We start from the raw sequence: 21,399 nt of genomic DNA, 5'->3' as shown, positions 1-21,399 counted from the left end.
AATGACACGATCCCGATGACCCGAACCCCGTTGCTGATCGACACCGACCCCGGCGTGGACGACGCGCTGGCCATCCTGATGGCGCACGAGCACGCCGATGTCACCGCGTTGACGGTGGCCGCGGGCAATGTCGGGCTCGACCACACGGTGCGCAACGCGCGCACGCTGATGCAACTGATCGGCGCGGCGACACCGGTGCATCCCGGTTGTCCGTCGCCGCTGGTCCGCGCTCCGGACGAGGACGCGGCCTTCGTCCACGGCGCCGACGGTTTCGGCGACGTCGGCTTCGCCGAGCCCTCGCATCCTGCGCAGGCCGAGCACGCCGCGCTCGCGCTGATCCGCCTGACCCGCGAGCGCCCGGGCGAACTGACGCTCGTGGCGCTCGGGCCGCTGACCAACCTCGCCCTGGCCATCCGTCTCGACCCGGCGTTCCCGTCGCGCGTGAAGCGCCTGGTCGTCATGGGGGGCGCTGTCACCGGTCACGGGAACACGGGCAAGGTCCCCGCCGAATTCAACATCGGTTTCGATCCCGAGGCGGCCCATGTGGTGTTCGAGGCATTCGAGATGTTCGACCTCGTGGACTGGGAGGCCACGGTGCGCCATGCCTTCGCGGACGAGGTCTACGAGGGATGGATCGCCTCTGGCGATAGCCGGGCGGCATTTTTCGAGAAGATCTTCGGCACCGCGCGCCGCTTCAACGCCGAGCACGAGCGCACCGGCTTCATCGCGGCGGACGCCCTGGCGATGGCCGTGGCGCTCGACCCGGCCATGGTCGTCCGCGCCGAGACCCGCCACGTGGCGATCGAACTCGATGGCCGGCTGACCCGTGGCGCCACGGTGGTCGACTGGCACCGGCGACTCGGCGGCCGGGCCAACGCCAGGATCGTGCTGGAAGTGGACCAGGACCGCTTTCGCGAGTTGATCGCCGGGGCGTTGGGCGCCCACTGAGTCGCCCCTCATTGGACTGCTTGTCCTGATGGCGGCCCTGGCCCTGGTGGGAGCCATGTTGAGCGGCTCCCACGGGTGCCAACCTGGGCGAGGCTTGCCGTGGCCGACTCCGCTGGTTACAATGCCGCTCTTTTCACCCCGCTATTTCTCAGGTTCAAGCCATGAAAGAGAACATCCATCCGAAGTACCAGCCGGTGGTCTTCCAGGACCTGTCGTCGGATTTCGCGTTCCTGACGCGTTCGACGATGTCCAGCAAGGAGACCGTCAAGTGGGAAGACGGTAACGAATACCCGGTGATCAAGCTCGATATCAGCAGCCACTCGCACCCGTTCTATACGGGCAAGCAGAAGACGCTCGACATCGGCGGCCGCGTCGACAAGTTCCGCCAGCGTTACGGCAAGAAGTAATCACCGAAATCCGCGCGCCGCCTGCGGGGTGGCGTTTCGCGAGGATCGACGGACACGGGGCGAGCCCACGGCTTGCCCCGTGTCTTTTTGCGTCCACGGATTGTCCTATGGTCGAACGGACGTTCGAACAGGCTCTGTGCGATAATGGGGAACTTCGGCTGCACGTAGTGGCCGGTACGACACCTTCCCCAGGGTGCCGTTTCCCCAAATCGTCGAGAAGAAGAGGAGCTCGCCGTGTCCGACGCCAAAACCGTCAAATTGGTCGATGAATCCAACAAGCCCGTGAGCGAACTGCCGGTCATCGGCGGCACGCTCGGCGCCGAGTGCGTCGACATCGGCACGCTGTACAAGGACACCGGCTACTTCACCTACGATCCGGGCTACGGCAGCACCGCCAGCACCAAGAGCGCCATCACCTACATCGACGGCGACAAGGGTGTCCTGCTGTATCGCGGCTACCCGATCGAACAGCTCGCCGAGAAGTCCACCTTCCTCGAGACCTCGTACCTGCTGCTCAACGGCGAACTGCCCAGCAAGACCGAGTTCGCGAAGTTCGAGCACGACATCACGCATCACTCGATGATGCACGAGAACCTCAAGTTCTTCCTGCGCGGCTTCAACCACGACGCGCACCCGATGGCCATGCTGGCCGGCTCGATCGCTTCGCTTTCGGCCTTCTACCACGACAAGCTCGACGTCGATAACCCGGAAGACCGCAAGCTCGCCGCCATCCGCCTGATCGCGAAGATGCCGACGATTTCCGCCGCCATCTACCGCCATTCGATCGGCTGGCCGACGCGTTATCCGCGCAACAACCTCGAGTACGTCACGCGCTTCCTGCACATGATGTTCGAAGTGCCGAGCGAACCGCTGGAACTGAACCCGGTCGTCGCCAAGGCGCTCGACCTGCTCTTCATCCTGCACGCCGACCACGAGCAGAACGCCTCCACCTCCACGGTCCGCCTGGTCGGTTCGACCGGTGCCAACCCCTACGCGTCGATCGCCGCCGGCATCACCGCGCTCTGGGGCCCGGCCCACGGTGGTGCGAACGAAGCCGTGCTCAAGCAGCTCGAGGAAATCGGTTCGGCCGACAAGGTCGAGACGGCCGTCAAGCGTGCGAAGGACAAGAACGACTCCTTCCGCCTGATGGGCTTCGGTCACCGTGTGTACAAGAACTTCGACCCGCGCGCCAAGATCATCCGCGAAATGTGCCACAAGGTGCTCAACGAGCTCGGCGTCAACGACCCGCTGCTCGACGTCGCGATGAAGCTGGAAGAAGCCGCGTTGAAGGACGATTACTTCGTCGAGCGCAAGCTCTACCCGAACGTCGACTTCTACTCGGGCATCATCTACAAGGCGCTCGGCATCCCGACCGAGATGTTCACCGTGATGTTCGCCATCGCGCGCACGTCCGGTTGGATCTCGCACTGGATCGAACAGCACGAGACCCCGGGATCGCGCATCGGCCGCCCGCGCCAGATCTACACCGGCGCCGACGTTCGCGATTACGTGCCGAACGACAAGCGTTAAGAAAAAAGCCCCGCGAAAGCGGGGTTTTTTTTGCTCGATGCCTGGGAAAGACTCGGTGCCAGGGAAAGGAGCGCTCCGGTGGGAAAATCGCTCCTGTGGGAGCCGACCTTGTCGGCGATCCCGCGGCAGCGGGCCAGGTCAAGGCAAGCACCCGTCGCCGACAAGGTCGGCTCCCACCAGGACGCTTTCACCATCCGGCACCCACCAGAGTGCTCTCACCATTCGGCTCCCACCATGAGGTCGGTCCTCGCCAGGAGTGCCGACCCGGTCCATTTCCGGCCGTCAAGACGACGCATTGAAGGCGGCGATATCCTCTTCCGCCATCAGCTCCTGCACCATGGCTGCCGTGGCGCGGCGCATCGGACGTTCGTCCACGCGATCCAGTGGCGCCTGACGCAGCGCATCCATCGGCAGCACGGTCAGGTCGAACGGAATGCCGTCGGCACCGAACAGCAGTACCGGATGTTCGCTTTGGGCAGTGCCGCCCGACCACCGTAGCCGCCGTGTCTGGGTTTCCAGCGGAATGCCTTGCTCGCGCAGGAACAGGCCAGGAGCGTCCGGATCGTCGCTGAAGACATGCAGGCACACGGCGGAATGCTCGTCCGCCGTGCCTTCGAGAACGGCGCCGACCAGGCGCGCATCGAAACCGCGAAGGAATCGCATCGCCTCGACCGCGGCCTCGCGCCGGGCGCGTAGCGCCTGTGGCTGGGTGTCGCCATGGAACAGGCGCTGATGTTCACGCAGCGCGTCCTCGATCTCGTTGTTGCGGGGCAGGGCCTGCGTGTCGACGATGCCGAGCCGTTCGGCGGCCTTCACCTTCGCGTGGTGGAAATCCCGGATACCGTGCTCGCTCATCAGGCGTGCCGCCTCCTGGGCGACAAGGACGCGATTGCGCTGCGTCCGGTCCTGGGCATGGATCCTGTGGTGTTCGCCTCGTGCCATGACTCACCCCCGTATGGTGTGAACGTGTGCCAGGCGCGCGACCGCTGGCTCGGCGCGCGCGTCAGAAGATGTCGTAGGCGTGTTCCTGCTGTTCCTCCTGCTGTTTTTGTGTCGCCTGCTCGCGAAGACGATCGACGTCCTCGACCTTCATGATCTCGTTCATGCCGCCCGGCGAGGGCAGGCCGGAGCCCGGATCGATCTGCACCGTGGCGATACCCGGCGGCATCGCCAGCATGTGCGATGGCTTGTCCTTGAGGAACGCACCCATGTAGTCCATCCAGATGGGCAGCGCGGCCTTGGCACCGAACTCTCCACGTCCCAGCGAACTGAAATCGTCGAAGCCGACCCAGACCGCCGTGGACACATCGCCGTTGAAGCCGACGAACCAGGCATCACGATGATCGTTGGTGGAACCGGTCTTGCCCGCGATGTCGTCGCGGCCCAGGGCCTTCGCCGCGGCACCGGTGCCGCGCTTCACCACATCCTGCATCAACGAGGTGACGAGGTAGTCGTTGCGTACGTCGATCACGTGTGGCGCCAGTTTCGGAGATTCCGAAGCGCTCGCGTGGGCGTCGGCGGGAAGCACGGCGTCGCCGGTGCCACTGCCCGCCGCCGTGCTCGAGGTTGCCGGACGCGCGGGAATCAAGGCTGTCGACGCCTGCGTCGGCGGCCCCGGCAGGGTCGGGTTCAACAGGCGCTCCTGGCATTCCGCACACGCCCGCTCGGGATTGGCGAGGTAGACGGGATTGCCGTCGCGGTCGTCGATCCGCGAGATGAAATACGGCGTGACGAGGTAGCCGCCATTGGCGAACACCGCGTAGCCACGGGCCATGCTCATCGGTGACACGGACGCCGTGCCGAGCGCCAGCGACAGGTTTTGTGGCAGTGCGTCCGGCGTGAAGCCGAACCGGGTCATGTATTCCCGCGCGAAGCGCAGGCCGATGGCGTCGAGCAAGCGTACCGAGACCAGGTTCTTCGACTTCACCAGGGCTTCGCGCAGGCGCATCGGGCCGTCGAACTTGTTGTCGTCGTTGGCCGGCGTCCACATGCCATCCGGGCGTGAGGGATCGGGGAAGGCCACGGGGGCGTCGTTGACGATGGAGGCGGGCGTGAAGCCGCGCTCGAAAGCCGCCGAATACAAGTAGGGCTTGAAGCTGGAACCCGGCTGACGGGCGGCCATCACGGCGCGGTTGAATTTCGAGCGCACGAAGCTGAAACCACCGACCAGCGCGCGCACGGCGCCATCTTCCGGGTCGAGCGAGACCAGGGCGGCCTGTACCGCGGGGATCTGGGTGAGGCGCCATTCGAGCTGGGCCGGTTCCGCCTTGGGTGCCGGTACGTCCTTGCCTTCTTCCGCGGCGCCGCTGGCGACGTCCTCGTTCACGTCGTCTTTCGCCGCGCGGAACAGGCGGACGACATCGCCACGCTTGAGCACGGCATCCACGCGGGTCGGTGCCGCGCCGGCGCGTCCTTCGTTGACATAAGGGCGGGCCCAGGCCATGGACTCCAGGCGGAGCGTGACCGTCTCCTTCGGCGAGAGGTACACCTTGGCCTCCTTTGCACCAGTCTCCGTGACGATGCCTGGCATCATGCCGGCGACGCTCGTGTAGCCGGCGAGAACGCGGTCATAGTCCTCCGGACCGGCCTGCGCAGGCAACTCTTCGTGGCCCTCGGGACCGCGATAGCCATGCCGGCGATCGTAGGCCGAGAGGCGCCCGCGCAAGGCCTCGTTGGCGGCGGCCTGGCTGTCGCTGGGCACCGTCGTATGCACGACGTAGCCCTCGGTCAGGGCCTCGTTGCCGAATTTCTCCAGCACCTGCTGGCGGACCATCTCCGCCAGGTACGGGGCGTCGACCTCGATCTGCTGCTCGTGCGGGAAGGCGTCGTTGGGTTCCTTGATGGCTTCGTCGTATTCGGCCTTCGTGATGAAGCGGTTGGACAGCATCTGGCCGAGCACCCAGTCGCGACGGGCGAGCAGGCGCTTGGGATTGTTCAGCGGATTGACGACCGAGGGGAGCTGGAACGTCGAGGCGAGTGACGCGCTTTCGGCAACGGTGAGTTGGTCCAGCGTCTTTCCGTAGTAATACGAGGCCGCCGCCGCCAGGCCATAGGAACGGTGTCCCAGGAACATCTTGTTGATGTAGAGCTCCAGGATCTGGTCCTTGCTGAGCTCGTTTTCCATGCGCAGGGCGATGAACATCTCCGTCAGCTTGCGCGAATAGAGCTTCTCCGGGCTGAGGAAGAAGTTTCGCGCCACCTGCTGGGTGATGGTCGACCCACCCGGTCCCTTGTCGCCTCCGGAAAGGATCACATGGATGCCGGCGCGGGCGATGCCGTGCCAGTCGACGCCCGGATGGCTATAGAAATCGGCGTCCTCGGCCGATAAGACGGCATTCTTGAGGCGTGCCGGCACGTCGGCGATACGCACGGGAATGCGCCGGGTTTCGCCGAAGGAGGCGATCAGGCGGCCGTCGGAGCTCAGGACGCGGAGGGGAACCTGCATGTGGTAGTCGCGCAGGACGGCGACGGAAGGCAGGCGTGGCGCCAGGAGCCAGTAGGCGACGCCCACGGCGCCAACCACGAACAGGATACCGGCCAGGGCGAGGTACAGCGCATAGCGCAGCAGACGCTTGAGGATTCGCATGGAGGGGGAGGGGTCACCGCCGTATGGGTCGTGGCGGAGTATAGAACCAAGCCGGGGGTTGGGCGGGGAGCCGGGGTTCGACCCGGTATGAGGGGATTTCGCTAACCCAGTGACTGGATTTGTGAATTAGTGCCGGTAAGCGGCCCGACGAGCCGTTGCCAATCTGTTAAGTTTTAGATCTAATGCCTTCGCGCCGAAGACCAATTCCGACAAGGCGCGGGGAAGGGGGAATCGTGGGGCTCTTTACACCCAAGGCGGCGCCGTTGATCGGCGTCGATATAAGCTCGACCGCGGTAAAGCTGCTTCAACTCAGCCAAGCCGGCGGGCGCTATCGCGTCGAACACTACGCCGTCGAGCCGCTCCCACCCAACGCGGTGGTGGAAAAGAACATCGTCGAGGTCGAGGCGGTCGGCGAGGCCATCCGCCGCGCCCTGGCCCGCTCCGGCGCCAAGATCAAGCACGCGGCCGCCGCCGTGGCCGGTTCCGCGGTGATCACCCGCATCATTCCCATGTCGGCCGATCTCTCCGAGGACGACCTCGAAGGCCAGATCCAGGTCGAGGCGAACCAATACATTCCTTACCCGATCGAGGAAGTCAGCCTCGATTTCGAGGTGCTGGGCCCGGTTCGCGACAATCCCGAGATGAATAACGTGCTCCTGGCCGCCTCGCGGACGGAGAACGTGGACATGCGCATCGCGGCGCTGGACCTGGGCGGCCTGACCGCACGGGTCATCGACGTGGAGGCCTTCGCCATGGAGAACGCCTTCGGCATGGTGGCCGACCAGCTCGCGGTCTCCCGCGACGCGCTGGTCGCGGTGGTCGACATCGGCGCCACCATGACGACGCTGGCGGTGCTCAAGAACCAGCGCACGATCTACTCCCGCGAGCAGGTCTTCGGTGGCAAGCAGCTGACCGACGAGATCATGCGCCGCTACGGCCTCTCCTACGAGGAAGCCGGGCGTGCCAAGCGCAAGGGCGGGCTACCCGAATCCTACGAGATGGAGGCGCTGGAGCCGTTCAAGGAATCGCTGGTCCAGCAGGTCAGCCGCCTTCTCCAGTTTTTCTTCGCCGGCAGCGAATACAGCCGCGTGGACCAGGTGGTACTCGCCGGTGGTTGCGCTTCCATCGAAGGCATCACCGAACTGCTCGAACAGCAGCTGGGCGTGCCCTGCGTGGTGGCCAATCCGCTGGCCCGGATGGCCTTGTCCAGCCGCGTGCAGGCCCAGACCCTCGCCCAGGACGCCCCCGCGTTGATGATCGCCGTCGGCCTGGCCATGAGGAGTTTCGACTGATGGCACGCATCAACCTACTTCCCTGGCGCGCCGAACGCCGCAAGCAGCGGGAAAGGGAGTTCTATACCCAGTTGGGCCTCGCCTTCGGCGCCGCGCTGGTGGTGTTGATCGGCTGGTCGTTCTGGATGGATGCCCGCATCGACAACCAGGGCGAGCGGAACACGTACCTGCAGGGCGAGATCAAGCAGCTCGACAACCGCATCGCGAAGATCAAGGACCTGGAGAAGGTCCGTTCCGACCTCCTCCAGCGCAAGCAGATCATCGAGCAACTCCAGGCCAACCGGTCGCAGATGGTCCACTTGTTCGACGAACTCGTGAAGACGATACCTTCCAGCGCCCGTTTGTCGGGCATGAAGCAATCCGGTGATTCCATGTCGCTGGACGGCGTATCGCAGTCCAACTCCAGCGTGGCCGAGTACATGCGCAACATCGAGGCCTCGCCCTGGATGGGTCATGCCGACCTGCGCAAGACGGAGAACACGCACGACGCTTCGCGGATGCCGTACCGCTTCGGCCTCGATGTACACCTGAACCGACCCGGCGACACGCCCGATGGCGCGCCGGCGGGCTCGTCCACCGTCGCCGCCCCGGTCAAGGCCGCCGTCGTTCCCGCGCCGCTGGCCGACGCCGCGCAGGCCGTCGCCGGTGCGCCGGCTCTCGCGGCCCCTGCGCCGGCCCCCGCTTCCGCCCCGACAGGCGCGGCCCCGGCCCCGGCCCCGGTCGCCCCGGCAGGAGCCAAGCCATGAAATTCTTCGACGACCTGCGCAATCTCGATCGCCACAACGTCGGCGGCTGGCCGAAGTCGATCAAGCTGTTCTTCACCGTCCTGGTGTTCGCGGTGGTCCTGCTCGTGGGCTGGTATTTCCAGATCAGCACCCAGCAGGACGACCTGACCAACGCCGAGAGCCAGGAGGACCGGCTCAAGACCGAGTTCTCGCAGAAGCAGGCCAAGTCGGCCAACCTCGAAGCGCTCGAACAGCAACTGTCGGACATGCAGGACATGTTGCGCACCCTGTTGCGCCAGCTGCCCAGCAAGACGGAAATGCCGGAGCTGCTGATCGACATCTCGCAGACCGCGCTGGCCGCGGGCATCGAGAACGAGCTGTTCCAGCCCGGTCCGGAGACGCCCAAGGATTTCTACGCGGAAAAGCCGATCACGTTGCGCATGGTGGGCACCTACCACCAGTTCGGCACCTTCATCAGTGGCGTGGCCTCGCTTCCTCGCGTGGTCATCCTGACGCTGCACGATGTCTCGCTGAGCCCGAAGGACGCGAAGGACGGCAAGGCGGGTTCCGGGCAACTCGTCCTCCAGGGCACGGTGAAGACCTACCGGTACCTCGACGACGACGAGACACCCAAGCCTGCGCAGACGGTGAAGGGGAAGAAGCGATGACACGCGCACACGCCATCCTTCGGCCCGTGGCCCTCGCACTGTTCGCGGCCCTTGCGCTTGCCGGTTGCACGCGCGGTACGTCGGACCTGCGCGAGTGGGTCGATGCCGAGAAGCACAAGAAGGGCGAGCCGATCCCGCCGTTGCCGGTGATCCGCACGTTCGAGACATTCGCCTACCAGGACCAGGGCGCCCGTGATCCATTCAGCCCGAGCACGGCGGAAATGGACACGAGTGTCGCGAATGGTCCACGCCCGGACGAAAACCGTCCGAAGGAACCGCTGGAAATGTTCTCGCTCGACAGCCTGAAGATGGTTGGCACGGTCGGTGCTGGCGCCAAGCTGGAGGCGCTCGTGAAGGATCCCGGTGGGGTGATCCATCGCGTCCACCGAAATGAGTACATGGGGCAGGCCTACGGCCGTATCACGGCCGTCGGGGAGGATCGGATCGATCTGGTCGAGCTGGTGCCGAATGGCAGCGGCGGCTGGATGGAGCGTCCGGCAAGTATCGCGGTCGGCGAAAAATAAGAACTCGGGGATGACGCACATGACGACCAAACTCAATCTGCCGGGTAGCGCGCGCCATCGGCCGCGCCGCTGGATCCTCGGCGCCGTGCTGGCCTTGTCCGGAGCTTTCGCGGGCACGGCCTCGGCCGCCAACGCCTTGCAGAACGTCACCTACGACGCGCAGCCGGGAGGCCGCATCGAGTTGACCCTCGCCTTCGCGGACGCCGCGCCGGAGCCGAAGGTCTTCACGACCAGCAATCCGCCGCGCATCGCGATCGACTTGCCGGATACCACCAACGCCTACAGCACCCGCCACCTCGACATCGGCAAGGGCGCCACGTCCGGCGTCTCGGTGGTGTCGGCCGGAGGGCGCACCCGCGTCACGATCGAGCTGTTCCGCGATTCCGCCTACAAGACACGCGTGCAGGGCAAGAACCTGATCGTCACCGTGAACAACGGTCCGAGCAGTGCCACGACGACGACCGCGACCGTTTCGGACCCGACCAAGGCCCTGCCATCCAGCGTGGGCGTGCCCGTGTCGAACATCGACTTCCGTCGCGGCCAGAACGGCGAGGGCCGTGTACTGGTGACGCTCGGCAGCAGTGCCTCCACGCCGGAGATGCATCGCGAAGGCGACCACGTGATCGTCAGCCTGCCCGGTTCGACCCTGCCGCCGAAGCTCGCCCAGCGCCTCGACGTGCTCGACTTCGCGACGCCGGTGCAGTCCATCGAACCCACCTCCCGCCCGGGCGGTGCCCGCCTGGATATCCGTACCAGGGGTGAGATCGAGATCTCGGCATACCAGAACGGCACGGAATACGCCGTCGAAGTGGCACCGAAGAAGGCCGCCGCGCCGACGGGCAAGAACGCGAAGGGTCAGGAACCGACGTATTCGGGTTCGCGCCTGACCTTCAATTTCCAGGACATCCCGGTGCGTTCCGCCTTGCAGCTGATCGCCGACGAAGCCAAGCTCAACCTCGTCGCTTCCGACAGCGTCGGTGGCAGCGTCACCCTGCGCCTCGTCAACACGCCGTGGGACCAGGCGCTGGATGTGATCCTGCGCGCCAAGGGCCTGGACAAGCGCCGCAGCGGCAACGTCGTGTGGATCGCGCCGCAGGCGGAACTGGCCAACTACGAGCAGAGCCTCGCCGACGCCCGCCAGAAGGCCCAGGAGTCCGCGGAACTCATTTCCGACTACATCCCGATCAGCTACGGCAAGGCCGAGGACATCGCCAAGCTGCTGACCTCCGGCAGCATGCAGGGTGGTGGCGGCTCGACCGGGGGTAACACGACGCGTGGCTTCCTCTCCCCGCGCGGCAGCGTCTCCTTCGACGACCGTACGAACACGCTGCTGATCAACGACACGCCGGACAAGATCCGCGACCTGCGCGAACTGATCGGCACGCTCGACCGCCCGGTGCAGCAGGTGCTGATCGAATCGCGCATCGTCGTCGCCACCGACCAGTTCACTCGCCAGCTCGGTGTTCGCTGGGGTGCGCAGGCGTTCAACCATAACAACGCCAACCAGATCGTCGGTACCACGCCGAACCTCAGCGGCGGCACGGACGGCACCGGCACCGCCGGCCTGGTGACGAGCGTCCGCAACAGCGACGTGAATTACGCCAATGCGGTGAACCAGTACAACGCCAACGGCGGGACCGGCGACCTGCCGACGCGCGACGCCTATGAACTGCCTGGCGGCTACAACGTGAACCTGCCCGTCTCGAATCCGGCCGGCAGCATCGGCCTGGCGATCCTCGGCGCCAATTACCTGGTCGATCTCGAACTCTCCGCGGCGCAGACCGAAGGTCGCAGCGAGGTCATCTCCAGTCCGCGCGTCATCACCGCCAACCAGCAGGAAGCGGTGATCAAGCAGGGTACGCAGATCGGCTATGTGACCTACCAGGCCTCCAGCACGGGCGGCGGCGCCTCGAACGCCACGGTCCAGTTCAAGGATGCGGTGCTCGAACTACGCGTCACCCCGACGATCACGGCGGATAGCCGCGTCTACCTCAAGATCAACGTGAAGAAGGACGCCCTCGCCGGCAACACGCCGTCCCCGGGTGGTGGCTTCGTCCCGTCGATCGATACCCGCGAGATCAACACCTCCGTGCTGGTCGACAACGGCCAGACCGTGGTCCTTGGTGGCATCTACGAGATCACCAAGTCGAACACCACGGACAAGGTGCCCGGACTCGGCGACATCCCCGGTATCGGCGTGCTGTTCCGCCGTACCAACCGCGGCAACAACAAGGCCGAACTGCTGATCTTCGTCACCCCGCGCATCCTGAGCGATACGTTGCAGTAAACGAGACCGGCACGACGAAAAAGAAGGCAGCCTCCGGGCTGCCTTTTTCGTCGGGTCGCCGGCGGCCTTACCTTCGGCCCTAAACTTCTCGGCCGCGCTGTGGTCTCATCGGACCTCCGCCAATCCCGGGATTTCTTTCGATGTCCGATACGCCGACCGCCGCCACGCCGCTCCAGGAGGCCTTCGTCCGCCTGCGCGAGGAGCTGTCGCGCGGCATCATCGGCCAGCCGCACCTGGTCGAATGCCTGCTGATCGCCTTGCTGGCCGACGGACACCTGCTGGTGGAAGGCGCGCCCGGCCTGGCCAAGACCACCGCGATCAAGGCCCTGGCGACGCGTGTCGAGGCCGATTTCCACCGCATCCAGTTCACCCCTGACCTGCTCCCCGCCGACCTGACCGGCACGGACATCTTCCGGCCGCAGACCGGTGGCTTCGAGTTCGAGCGGGGGCCGCTGTTCCACAACATCGTGCTCGCCGACGAGATCAACCGCGCGCCGGCCAAGGTGCAGTCCGCCCTGCTCGAGGCCATGGCCGAGCGACAGATCACCATCGGCCGGCGCACCTGGCCGTTGCCCGACCTGTTCATGGTCATGGCCACGCAGAACCCGATCGAGCAGGAGGGCACCTTCGCCTTGCCGGAAGCCCAGCTCGACCGCTTCCTCATGCACGTGACGATCGGCTACCCGGATGCCGACGCCGAGCTGGCCATCCTCCGCCTGGCCCGCGAGCAGGCAAGGCAGGCGCTGCATCCGGTGCCGCCGCCGTCGCACGTGCTGCGTCCCGCCGATGTGTTCGCCGCGCGCGATGCGGTGCTGGACGTGCACATGGCCGAACCGCTGGAGCTGTACATCACCCAGCTCGTGGTCGCCTCGCGCGAGGCCGGCAAATACGGTGCCGAACTGGTCCGCTGGATCGCCTGGGGCGCCAGCCCGCGTGCGACGATCGCACTCGACCGCTGCGCCCGCGCGCGGGCGTGGCTCGCTGGCCGCGACTACGTGGTGCCGGACGACATCCACGCCATCGCGCACGAGGTGCTTCGCCATCGCGTGCTGCCAAGCTACGAAGCCGAAGCCGAGGGCGTGCGCATCGACGCCGTGATCGACCGCTTGCTGGACCTCGTCCCGTTGCCGTGAACGCCACCGCTCCCATCGCCGATGGGCGCGTCCGTGTGTCGCTCCCGGAACTGATCGCCCTGCGCTCGCGCGTCGCCCGCGCACCCGCGCCGCCGGTGGTTTCGCGCGCGCAGCGCAGTGGCCAGAAGCCATCGCGGCTGCACGGGCGTGGCATGGACTACGCCGAGTCCCGCGTCTATCAAGCCGGCGACGATGTGCGCCGCATGGATTGGCGACTGACGGCGCGCAGTGGTGTCGCCCACACGAAGCTCTTCCAGGAGGAACGCGAAGGGCGCCTGCTGATCCTGCTGGACACGAACGCGAGCATGCGTTTCGGAACGCGCGCGCGCTTCAAGTCCGTGCAGGCGGCGCGCGCGGCGGCGATGGCCGCGTGGTACGCGGTGCGCGGCTCGGATCGCGTCGGGGTGCTCGCCTTCGGTGCCCAGCGCCAATTGCTCCGTCCCCAGGGCGGTGCGCGAGGGGCGCTCGCGGTGGCTGGCGCCATCGCCACCTGGGACGGTTTGCCGCCCGGTGGCGACGAGACCCTTTCCGCCGCGCTCCAGCGAGCGGGCAGGTTGATGCACGGTGCGTCGCGCGTGCTGCTGATCAGCGATGGTTTCGCGGTGGACGACGCGGCACGAGGCCGGATGCTCGGCCTCGTCGCGAAGGCCGAGGTCGCGGTGTTGGCCGTGGCCGATCCACTCGAACTGGGCGAGCCCCCCGCGGGCCGCTACCCGTTCGCCCATCGGGGCACGCATTACGACGTGGTCCTGCATGGCGACCGCCAACGCGCCGACTTCGCGCGCAGCATGGGCGAGGGTAACCGCCGCTTGACGGACCTCTGCACGGGGCTGGGCCTGCGCCAGCGCACGCTCGATACGACGGCCGACCCGCTCGACGCGATCGTTGCCCTGCTCGGAACGGCGAGGGGGCGGTGATGCCGGGCAACGGACCCGAATTGCGCGACATCCACGTACCGCAGGTGTCGATGTGGTGGCCGCTGGCGCCCGGCTGGTGGGTATTGCTGGCGTCGCTTGTCGCGTTCGTCGCGGTTCTGGTCGTGTTCCTGCGCCGGCGTGCGGCATGGCGGCGCCATGTCGACGCATCGTTGTCGGACCTGCGTGAGGCCGTGGCGAGGTATGTGACGGATGGCGACAAGCCAGCTTTCGCGGCGGCGGCAAGCGACCTCGTTCGTCGCGTCGCCCGAAGCCGTGACGCAAGCAGCGTGACGAAGTCCGGACAACCGTGGCATGACGCCCTGGCCGCCATGGCGCCGAAACACGACGTCGGCACCCTCGTCGCACTGGACACCGCGAAGTACCGGCGTGACGTGGATCTCGACGTCGCAGCCACGGCGCACGACGTGGAAGCGTGGGTGCGTGCGGCCATGCGCCGCCGAACCGCCGTGCACGGGCGGCGCGGGAGGCGTGATCATGTCGCTGCCTGAGTTCGCGTGGCCGTGGATGTTCCTCGCCCTGCCATTGCCGTGGTTGCTGCGCCGCGTGTTGCATCCGGTGAAGCCGGCGCAGGCATTGAACCTGCCACAGCCGGGGCTCGTGCTCGTGCAGGCCTCGTTGACGAAGGCGCCTTTCTCCGCAACGTTGTTGCTCGCGCTCGCGTGGCTCTGCCTGGTGACCGCCGCCGCCCGCCCGCAGCACCTGGGCCCACCGGAGCCGCAGCGGCGCAGCGGCCGCGCCACCATGCTCGCGGTCGACCTTTCCGGAAGCATGTCGCTCGACGACATGCAGTTGGCCGGCCGGATGGTGACGCGCTTCGCCGCCGTGGAAGCGATCGCGGGCGACTTCATCGACCGCCGCGCGGGCGACGAGCTTGGCCTGATCCTGTTCGGCTCGCAGGCCTATCTCGTCACGCCGCTTACCTACGACCTCGACGCCGTGCGTGCGCAGCTGCATGGTGCAGTGGTGGGTTTGCCTGGGCGCGAGACCGCCATCGGCGACGCACTGGCGGTGGCGGTAAAACGGCTTGCCGACATGCCCGAGCAGGCGCGTGTGGTCGTGCTGCTCACCGACGGCGTCAACAACGCCGGCTCCATCGCGCCACGCGAGGCGGCTCGTGCGGCGAAGGCGGCGGGCGTTCGCGTCTACACCATCGGCATCGGCGCGAACGCCATGCGCGTACCGGATTTCTTCGGCAGCCGCGTGGTGAATCCTTCCGCCGACCTGGATGTCGGCATGCTCACCGACATCGCCAACCAGACCGGCGGCCGTTTCTTCCGGGCTACCGATACCGACGAATTGGCCGACGCCTATCGCGCCATCGACGCACTGGAGCCCGTGCCGCAGCAGGGCGCGTCGCTGCGACCGCATGACGAACTGTTCCGCTGGCCACTGCTCGCCGCGCTGGCGTTCTTCGCGCTCGCGGCCCTGCCGCGTTACGTGTCGGGTAGGAGGGTGGCCGCATGAGCCGGTGGCTTGCGGATTTCCACTTCATCGAACCGCGCTGGTTGTGGTTGCTGGTGCTCGTTCCCGTCATCGCATGGTTCGTCGGGCGGCGTTCCGGCGAGGAGCGCGTGTTGGCCCGTCTTGCCGATCCCGCGCTACTGCCTTACCTGCTGGATGGCACGCCGTCGGCGTCGCGCGCACCGGTCGTCGCGTTCGTCGCCGCCGCCTTGCTCGCCATCCTCGCACTGGCGGGACCGGCGTGGGACAGGCAGACGCAACCCTTGTTTGCCGAGCGCGCGGCGCAGGTGGTCGTCGTCTCGATGTCGCCGCACATGTCATCGCGCGACGTGGTGCCCGACCGGTTGAGCCGCGCTCGTTACAAGGTACGTGAACTCTATGCCGCCAACCGCGATGGCATGAACGCCCTGATCGCCTATACGGGCGAACCCTTCACGGTGGCGCCCCTCACGACGGACGCGCACAGCGTGGATGACTTGCTCACCGCGCTGGCGCCCGACACCATGCCCGTGGAAGGCGACCATCCAGGTAAGGCCATCGATCAGGCGGCCGACCTGATCCGGCATGCCGACTTGCGTGGCGGCTCCATCGTGCTGGTGACCGATCGCGCCGATGCCGAGGCGATCGCGGCCGCACGTCGGGCGCGCGCGTCGGGCGACAGGGTGTCGGTGCTGGGTATCGGCAGCACGCGCGGTGGCCCCATCGCCGCCGCCGATGGGGGATTCCTGAAGGACGAGCGTGGCGCCATCGTGATGGCCCCGCGCGACGATGCCTCGCTGGCCGCCGTCGCCGAGGCCGGTGGCGGACGTTACCTGCCCGTGGCCGACGATGCCTCCGACGTGACCTCGCTCGCCGGCATGCTGCAGGGCGATGGCGATGGCAAGGCGGTCGAAGGGGCCGCCTCCGGCCAATGGCAGGATCGCGGACCGTGGCTGTTGCTGCCCTTGTTGCCGATCGTGGCACTGGCGTTCCGTCGCGGATGGTTGCTGGTGCTTGCCTTGGCCATGTTGCCGCTCTCGCCCGCGCGTGCCGATGGCGTTGTCGACGTATTCCGTACGCGCGACCAGCAAGCCGCGCAGGCCCTGGCCCAGGGCGATGCGAAACGAGCGCAGGCGCTGGCGCGGAATCCGGGGTTGCGTGGGGCCGCGGCCTATCGCGCGGGCGACTACGCGGCCGCCGAAGCGGCGCTCGTGCATGGTGCCGACAGCGACTCGCAATACAACCTCGGCAACGCGCTGGCGAAGCAGCAGCGGTACCAGGATGCGCTCGCCGCGTACGACCGCGCGCTGAAGGCGAATCCGGGTAACGCGGACGCCGCCGCCAACCGCCAGGCGGTGGCCGATTTCCTGAAGCGGCAGCAACAGGACCAGCAGCACAACCAGGACAAGAAGAGCGGCAAGGGACAACAGGACAAGAACCCGCAAGGCCAGTCCGGCGACAAGGACCCGCAGCAAGGCCAGGATGACGGCAAGGAAGGTCGCAACGGCGAGAGCGGCCAGCAATCCGGAGCCGACGGCAAGGAAGGTGGCGACCAGCAAGGCGCGAAAGACAAGGCCGGCGAAGGCGAGGGCGGCGATCGCGGCAAGGACAACGGCAAGGCGCAGGCGCCCCAGGGCGATGCCGCGACGAAGTCGCAAGCCGAGCAGGCGCAGGCGAAGCAGGCCCAGGAAGCGCTCAAGCAGAAGATGGATGCCGCGTTGGCCGGCCAGCGCGACACAAAGGACGGTAAGGACGGCGAGCAGGCTCACGACCTTGGCGCGGTATCGGACAAGGATGCGTCGTCCAAATTGCCGCCCGACGTGCAACGCGCGCTGATGCGCGTGCCGGACGATCCCGGCGGCTTGTTACGGAGGAAGTTCATGCTCGAGTATCAACGGCGCCATGGCGCGGAGCCGGAAGAATGAGATCGCGTCGGTACCTGTTGTGCCTCTTGCTGGCTTGCGTGCCGCTGCTGGCCTGGGCGCAGGCCGCGGCGCCGGTGGCCTCGCTCGACCGTGACAAGGTCGGCCTCGGCGAGACCGTGACGTTGAACATCGAGATCGGTGACGAGACATCCGGCGCACCGGATCTCTCGCCGTTGACACCGGATTTCGTCGTACTGGGCACATCCACCAACCACTCGTTGAGCATCGTCAACGGTCGACGGGAATCGCATACGATCCTCGGCGTCGCCCTGCGTCCCCGTCGCGAAGGCCATCTCACCGTACCTTCGCTCGCGATCGCGGGGCAGCGTACCCAGCCCTTGCCGCTCGACGTGTCCGCGTCCAACGACGCCGGCAATGCCCCGGCGGATCGTCCCGTCGTGCTGGAAGGAAACGTCGAGCCATCGCAGGCGTATGTCGGACAGCAGGTCGACTACACGTTGCGCCTTTACTTCGCCGTGAACCTCGCGGACGGCCAGTTGGGTGACCCGTCCGCCGAGGGTGCCGAAGTGCGCCGCATCGGCCAGGACGCGAACTACCAGACCACGCGTGGCGGCCGGCGATTCAACGTCGTCGAGCGGCACTATGCGATCTTTCCCCAACACGCGGGCACGCTGGAAATCCAGCCGCCGGCGTTCCAGGGCACGGCCGTGGACCCGACGGACGTGAACTCCTTCTTCGGTGCCGGGGAACCCGTCAACGCCGTGGCGCAACGCGCCCGCGTCGACGTACGTGCCCGGCCAGCCTCGGCGGCCGGTGGCGCATGGATTCCGGCGCGCGAACTCAAGTTGTCGCTCGACGGCATGCCCCCCGATGGCAAGGCACGCGTGGGCCAGCCGATCACGCTGAACATGCACCTGGAGGCCACGGGCATTCCCTTCGAGGCCTTGCCCGCGCTCTCCCTGCCGAAGCTGGACGGCGCGGACGTTTATCCCGACAAGGCCGTGACCGGCGGTGGCAGCGCCGGTTCGTGGGTCACCGGACGGCGCCAGCAAAGCTTCGCGGTGGTGCCGACGCGTGTCGGTACCCTGCATATTCCGGAGACCACGCTGCACTGGTGGAACGTCGTCACCGACAAGGCCGAGGTGGCGGTCGTGCCCGCGCAGGATATCGTCGTCGGCGCGGGTTCCGGCGCGGCAGCGCCCGTGACGACGGCCCCGTCCCAGGCGGGTCGTGCGGCGGCGCCGGCGCCTGCGTCGACGACCGGCGTGGCGCCATCGCCGCTTGCCGGCGCCGGCATGCCCTGGCGCTGGCTCTTCATCGCCGCGCTGGTGTTGTGGCTGCTGACGCTCGCCGCATGGATCGTGTTCGGCCGCCGGCGGCGGAGTGCGCCGTCGACCGCCGGTCCCGTCGTTCCGGCCATAACCCGTGAACGCCCCGCGCACGAGTATTTTCTCAAGGTCGCGGCGGGCGACGACCTCGCCGCCACGGAGCGGGCCCTGCTGCAATGGGCCCGCTCCGTGCGGCCCGCCATCCGCACGCCGGGCGAGCTATCGGCGGCGCTGCGCGAGGGCGTGCAGCGGGACGCGATCGCCGCACTGCAGCGCGCGCGCTTCGCCGGGGGAGGGCGTCCGGCCAGCCAGTTACGCGACGCCTTCGCGAAGGGCTTCGACTGGCTGGAGCATCCCCCCGTGAACGGCGGCGATGGCCTCCCGCCGCTCTATCCTCGCTAGGAATTACAGCAGCGCCGCGTATGCCCGGGTCATCGCGTCGCCGTAGGTGCAGAAGATCACCCGCTCCGGAACCCATCCGGCGGCGCGCAAGGCTTCGACGGCCACGCTGGCGGCAGCGCTCGCGGGATAGCCGTAGATCCCCGCGCTGATGGCCGGAAAGGCGATCGATTCCATCCCGTGCCCGCGGGCGAGCTTGAGGCAATTCGCATAGCACGCCGCCAGCAGGTCCGCCTCTCCGCGCCCGCCACCGCGCCAAACCGGCCCGACCGTATGGACCACGAAGCGCGAGGGCAGGTCGAAACCGGGCGTGATCCTGGCTTCTCCGGTCGGGCAGCGGACGCCGGGGTGGACCTCGGGAATGGCCCGGCAAGCGGCCAGCAAGGCCGGTCCGGCGGCTCGATGGATGGCGCCGTCCACCCCGCCACCGCCCAGCAGGGACTCGTTCGCCGCGTTCACGATGGCGTCCACCGCCAGGGTGGTGATATCCGCCTGGATCACCTCGAAAGCCATGGAATTTTCTCCTTGTGACGGCTCGCCAGCATTTAGCTACGATGACTACCTGTCAGTTCTATTAATGCAGCCGAAGGTTATGGCCGACCAGCTCAAAGTTGAAGACATCTCGTTCGCCTACCTCATCAACGACGTGACCTTGCTCTTCCGCAAGCACTTCGATCGGCGGGCGGTGCGCTTCGGCCTGACCCGCGCCCAGTGGCGCGCCCTCAAGGCCCTGCATCGCCGCCCCGGCATGCGCCAGAACGAGCTGGCCGAACAACTGGACATGGAACCGATCGCGGTGGGCCGGGTCATCGACCGCCTCCAGGCAGCGGGCTTCGTCGAGCGCCGGGCCGATCCCAAGGATCGCCGGGCATGGCGGCTGCACGACACCGAGCAGGCACGCGGTGTCATAGACGACATGGAAGATATCGCCCGCGGCCTGCGCCGCGACGCCACCCAGGGGATTTCCACCGCCGACCTGCAGACGATGCTGGCGGTCATGGACCGCATGAAGGAAAACCTGCAGGGGCTCGATGGGCCGGTCGAAGAAAGCTGAGCCCCAGGTCAACCGGCCGGCAACCATGTGCGTTAGCTTTTACGGATATCCGTCCTAAAACCAACGACCGCGTTCCCCAGCGCGGCGACCGGGCCCCCAGGGGTTCGGCCGGAGCCCAGATGCAGCGATCCCCAGGGAAGAAACTCCTCCTCGTCGTCGGCCTCGTGGCTGTCGTGGCCCTTGGCGTCGGTCTCTGGCGTCACGACGCGGGGAGCAAGGACGTGCCCAAGGCAGGGACGGCCGCTCCCGCCGGGGTCCCGGTCGCCACGGCAGTGGCCACGCGGGGCGAAATCGACCTGTCCCTGAAGGTGATCGGCCGCGCCGAAGCCTATTCGACGGTGAACGTGCGCTCCCGGGTCAACGGGCAGCTGGAATCGCTGGCGTTCACACCGGGCACCCACGTGAAGAAGGGCGACCTGCTCGCTCGCGTGGACCAGCGGCCTTTGAAGGCCGCCTACGATGAGGCCCAGGGCAATGTCGCCCGTGACCAGGCGCAGCTGGTGAAAGCCGAGGCGGACCTGGAGCGTTACCAGAACATGCTCGGCAAGGGTTTCGTCAGCCGCGCCGACTACGACCTGTACAAGGCAAACCTCGGCGTGGCCCGCGCCGCGCTGGAAAGCGACCGTGCCGCGGCCCGCGCTGCGCGGACCCAACTGGAATTCACCACCATCGTCGCACCGTTCGATGGCGTGACCGGCGCGCCGCTCGCTTATCCCGGTGCCACGCTGAGCGCCGACACTACCGATATCGTGGTGCTTAACCAGGTCGACCCCATCCGCGTCGCCTTCGCCATTCCCGAGGACAGCCTCGCCGCCGTGCGCAACAGCCTGCGTCGCGGACCGCTGCCCGTGCACGCGAAAATTCCCGGCGACGACGGCGAACCGCTGACGGGCGATCTGGAATTCATCGACAACGCGGTGGACGCCACCACGGGCACGATCGTCCTGAAGGGCCGTTTCGCGAACGCGGACGGACGGCTCACGTCCGGTCAGTTCGCCGAGGTGATGCTACCGACCACGCGCCTGACCGATGTGATAAGCATCCCCGTGGTGGCGTTGCAGAGTTCGACGGCGGGCACCTTCGTCTTCGTGGTGAAGCCGGACGACACGGTGGAGCAACGCACGATCGTCACCGGCGCGACCAGTGCGGATCGCGTCGTCGTCGACAAGGGCCTGCAGGCGGGCGAGCGCGTCGTCACCGAAGGCCAGATGCTGCTCGTCGACGGCGCCCGCGTGCGCGTCGACAAGGGCTGAG

General features: G+C 67.1%; 19 protein-coding genes. 16 read left to right on the top strand and 3 right to left on the bottom strand.

Going from position 1 to position 21,399, the window contains the following annotated elements:
- Positions 1 to 15: 15 nt before the first annotated feature.
- The 3 genes from J2T07_RS15560 to J2T07_RS15550 all read left to right on the top strand — a co-directional run bounded on the left by J2T07_RS15560 (position 16) and on the right by J2T07_RS15550 (position 2,885).
- Positions 16 to 948, top strand: a complete 933-nt coding sequence (locus J2T07_RS15560) for a nucleoside hydrolase (RefSeq protein WP_306851018.1) — start codon at positions 16 to 18, stop codon at positions 946 to 948.
- 161 nt (positions 949 to 1,109) lie between these two features.
- Positions 1,110 to 1,355, top strand: a complete 246-nt coding sequence (locus J2T07_RS15555; protein ID WP_306851017.1) for a type B 50S ribosomal protein L31 — start codon at positions 1,110 to 1,112, stop codon at positions 1,353 to 1,355.
- A 234-nt stretch (positions 1,356 to 1,589) separates the two neighbouring features.
- Entirely contained in the window at positions 1,590 to 2,885 is a 1,296-nt protein-coding gene (locus J2T07_RS15550; RefSeq protein ID WP_306851016.1) for a citrate synthase, read from the top strand.
- A 282-nt stretch (positions 2,886 to 3,167) separates the two neighbouring features.
- On the opposite strand, the gene J2T07_RS15545 is transcribed toward J2T07_RS15550, so the two are convergent.
- Together J2T07_RS15545 and J2T07_RS15540 are read right to left on the bottom strand one after the other, a co-directional pair.
- Complete coding sequence (locus J2T07_RS15545; protein ID WP_306851015.1) at positions 3,168 to 3,827, bottom strand: hypothetical protein; 660 nt, start codon at positions 3,825 to 3,827, stop codon at positions 3,168 to 3,170.
- 61 nt (positions 3,828 to 3,888) lie between these two features.
- Positions 3,889 to 6,471 (bottom strand): penicillin-binding protein 1A, encoded by a 2,583-nt coding sequence (locus tag J2T07_RS15540; protein ID WP_306851014.1) that lies wholly within the window; start codon positions 6,469 to 6,471, stop codon positions 3,889 to 3,891.
- Between the two features lie 233 nt (positions 6,472 to 6,704).
- Here J2T07_RS15540 and J2T07_RS15535 point away from each other — a divergent pair, with 233 nt between their 5' ends.
- From J2T07_RS15535 to J2T07_RS15485, 11 genes are all read left to right on the top strand, one after another.
- Positions 6,705 to 7,763: a pilus assembly protein PilM gene (locus J2T07_RS15535; protein WP_306851013.1), complete on the top strand. Its 1,059-nt coding sequence runs from the start codon at positions 6,705 to 6,707 to the stop codon at positions 7,761 to 7,763.
- A complete protein-coding gene (locus tag J2T07_RS15530) occupies positions 7,763 to 8,509 on the top strand; it encodes a PilN domain-containing protein (RefSeq protein ID WP_306851012.1) in 747 nt (248 codons plus the stop codon). The genes J2T07_RS15535 and J2T07_RS15530 overlap by 1 nt, the downstream gene beginning before the upstream one ends.
- The gene (locus tag J2T07_RS15525; RefSeq protein WP_306851011.1) at positions 8,506 to 9,156 is read left to right on the top strand and encodes a type 4a pilus biogenesis protein PilO; all 651 of its coding nucleotides are present in this window, start codon (positions 8,506 to 8,508) and stop codon (positions 9,154 to 9,156) included. The genes J2T07_RS15530 and J2T07_RS15525 overlap by 4 nt, the downstream gene beginning before the upstream one ends.
- The gene (locus J2T07_RS15520) at positions 9,153 to 9,680 is read left to right on the top strand and encodes a pilus assembly protein PilP (protein WP_306851010.1); all 528 of its coding nucleotides are present in this window, start codon (positions 9,153 to 9,155) and stop codon (positions 9,678 to 9,680) included. Before J2T07_RS15525 ends, J2T07_RS15520 begins: the two co-directional genes overlap by 4 nt.
- A 19-nt stretch (positions 9,681 to 9,699) precedes the next feature.
- A complete protein-coding gene (gene pilQ / locus J2T07_RS15515) occupies positions 9,700 to 11,967 on the top strand; it encodes a type IV pilus secretin family protein (RefSeq protein ID WP_306851009.1) in 2,268 nt (755 codons plus the stop codon).
- Between the two features lie 140 nt (positions 11,968 to 12,107).
- A complete protein-coding gene (locus J2T07_RS15510; protein WP_306851008.1) occupies positions 12,108 to 13,100 on the top strand; it encodes an AAA family ATPase in 993 nt (330 codons plus the stop codon).
- On the top strand, positions 13,097 to 14,017 hold the full coding sequence (locus tag J2T07_RS15505; protein ID WP_306851007.1) for a DUF58 domain-containing protein: 921 nt from the start codon (positions 13,097 to 13,099) through the stop codon (positions 14,015 to 14,017). The genes J2T07_RS15510 and J2T07_RS15505 overlap by 4 nt, the downstream gene beginning before the upstream one ends.
- A complete protein-coding gene (locus tag J2T07_RS15500; RefSeq protein WP_306851006.1) occupies positions 14,017 to 14,526 on the top strand; it encodes a DUF4381 domain-containing protein in 510 nt (169 codons plus the stop codon). The genes J2T07_RS15505 and J2T07_RS15500 overlap by 1 nt, the downstream gene beginning before the upstream one ends.
- Positions 14,519 to 15,502 carry a VWA domain-containing protein gene (locus tag J2T07_RS15495; protein WP_306851259.1) on the top strand — a complete coding sequence of 328 codons (984 nt, stop codon included), beginning with the start codon at positions 14,519 to 14,521 and terminating at the stop codon, positions 15,500 to 15,502. Before J2T07_RS15500 ends, J2T07_RS15495 begins: the two co-directional genes overlap by 8 nt.
- Positions 15,499 to 17,403 carry a VWA domain-containing protein gene (locus tag J2T07_RS15490; protein ID WP_306851005.1) on the top strand — a complete coding sequence of 635 codons (1,905 nt, stop codon included), beginning with the start codon at positions 15,499 to 15,501 and terminating at the stop codon, positions 17,401 to 17,403. Before J2T07_RS15495 ends, J2T07_RS15490 begins: the two co-directional genes overlap by 4 nt.
- On the top strand, positions 17,400 to 19,094 hold the full coding sequence (locus J2T07_RS15485; protein ID WP_306851004.1) for a BatD family protein: 1,695 nt from the start codon (positions 17,400 to 17,402) through the stop codon (positions 19,092 to 19,094). Before J2T07_RS15490 ends, J2T07_RS15485 begins: the two co-directional genes overlap by 4 nt.
- 3 nt (positions 19,095 to 19,097) lie before the next feature.
- On the opposite strand, the gene J2T07_RS15480 is transcribed toward J2T07_RS15485, so the two are convergent.
- Entirely contained in the window at positions 19,098 to 19,604 is a 507-nt protein-coding gene (locus J2T07_RS15480; protein ID WP_306851003.1) for an O-acetyl-ADP-ribose deacetylase, read from the bottom strand.
- A 79-nt stretch (positions 19,605 to 19,683) separates the two neighbouring features.
- Between J2T07_RS15480 and J2T07_RS15475 the strand changes: the two genes are divergently transcribed.
- Positions 19,684 to 20,145, top strand: a complete 462-nt coding sequence (locus J2T07_RS15475) for a MarR family winged helix-turn-helix transcriptional regulator (protein WP_306851257.1) — start codon at positions 19,684 to 19,686, stop codon at positions 20,143 to 20,145.
- Between the two features lie 119 nt (positions 20,146 to 20,264).
- Positions 20,265 to 21,398, top strand: a complete 1,134-nt coding sequence (locus J2T07_RS15470) for an efflux RND transporter periplasmic adaptor subunit (RefSeq protein WP_306851002.1) — start codon at positions 20,265 to 20,267, stop codon at positions 21,396 to 21,398.
- The last annotated feature ends 1 nt before the right edge of the window (position 21,399 follow it).

It is taken from the genome of Luteibacter jiangsuensis, assembly GCF_030812295.1.
GTDB lineage: Bacteria > Pseudomonadota > Gammaproteobacteria > Xanthomonadales > Rhodanobacteraceae > Luteibacter > Luteibacter jiangsuensis_A.
Note: the sequence above shows the minus strand (reverse complement) of the source record. Positions and strands in the feature narration are given on the sequence as shown.

Bases quoted from the DNA above. Each gene is read 5' to 3' on its own strand.
- J2T07_RS15510 (WP_306851008.1), top strand. From the start codon at position 12,108: ATGTCCGATACGCCGACCGCCGCCACGCCGCTCCAGGAGGCCTTCGTC.
- J2T07_RS15500 (WP_306851006.1), top strand. From the start codon at position 14,017: ATGCCGGGCAACGGACCCGAATTGCGCGACATCCACGTACCGCAGGTG.
- J2T07_RS15490 (WP_306851005.1), top strand. From the start codon at position 15,499: ATGAGCCGGTGGCTTGCGGATTTCCACTTCATCGAACCGCGCTGGTTG.
- J2T07_RS15545 (WP_306851015.1), bottom strand. From the start codon at position 3,827: ATGGCACGAGGCGAACACCACAGGATCCATGCCCAGGACCGGACGCAG.
- J2T07_RS15520 (WP_306851010.1), top strand. From the start codon at position 9,153: ATGACACGCGCACACGCCATCCTTCGGCCCGTGGCCCTCGCACTGTTC.
- J2T07_RS15560 (WP_306851018.1), top strand. From the start codon at position 16: ATGACCCGAACCCCGTTGCTGATCGACACCGACCCCGGCGTGGACGAC.
- J2T07_RS15475 (WP_306851257.1), top strand. From the start codon at position 19,684: ATGGCCGACCAGCTCAAAGTTGAAGACATCTCGTTCGCCTACCTCATC.
- J2T07_RS15540 (WP_306851014.1), bottom strand. From the start codon at position 6,471: ATGCGAATCCTCAAGCGTCTGCTGCGCTATGCGCTGTACCTCGCCCTG.
- J2T07_RS15530 (WP_306851012.1), top strand. From the start codon at position 7,763: ATGGCACGCATCAACCTACTTCCCTGGCGCGCCGAACGCCGCAAGCAG.
- J2T07_RS15555 (WP_306851017.1), top strand. From the start codon at position 1,110: ATGAAAGAGAACATCCATCCGAAGTACCAGCCGGTGGTCTTCCAGGAC.
- pilQ (WP_306851009.1), top strand. From the start codon at position 9,700: ATGACGACCAAACTCAATCTGCCGGGTAGCGCGCGCCATCGGCCGCGC.
- J2T07_RS15470 (WP_306851002.1), top strand. From the start codon at position 20,265: ATGCAGCGATCCCCAGGGAAGAAACTCCTCCTCGTCGTCGGCCTCGTG.
- J2T07_RS15485 (WP_306851004.1), top strand. From the start codon at position 17,400: ATGAGATCGCGTCGGTACCTGTTGTGCCTCTTGCTGGCTTGCGTGCCG.
- J2T07_RS15480 (WP_306851003.1), bottom strand. From the start codon at position 19,604: ATGGCTTTCGAGGTGATCCAGGCGGATATCACCACCCTGGCGGTGGAC.
- J2T07_RS15525 (WP_306851011.1), top strand. From the start codon at position 8,506: ATGAAATTCTTCGACGACCTGCGCAATCTCGATCGCCACAACGTCGGC.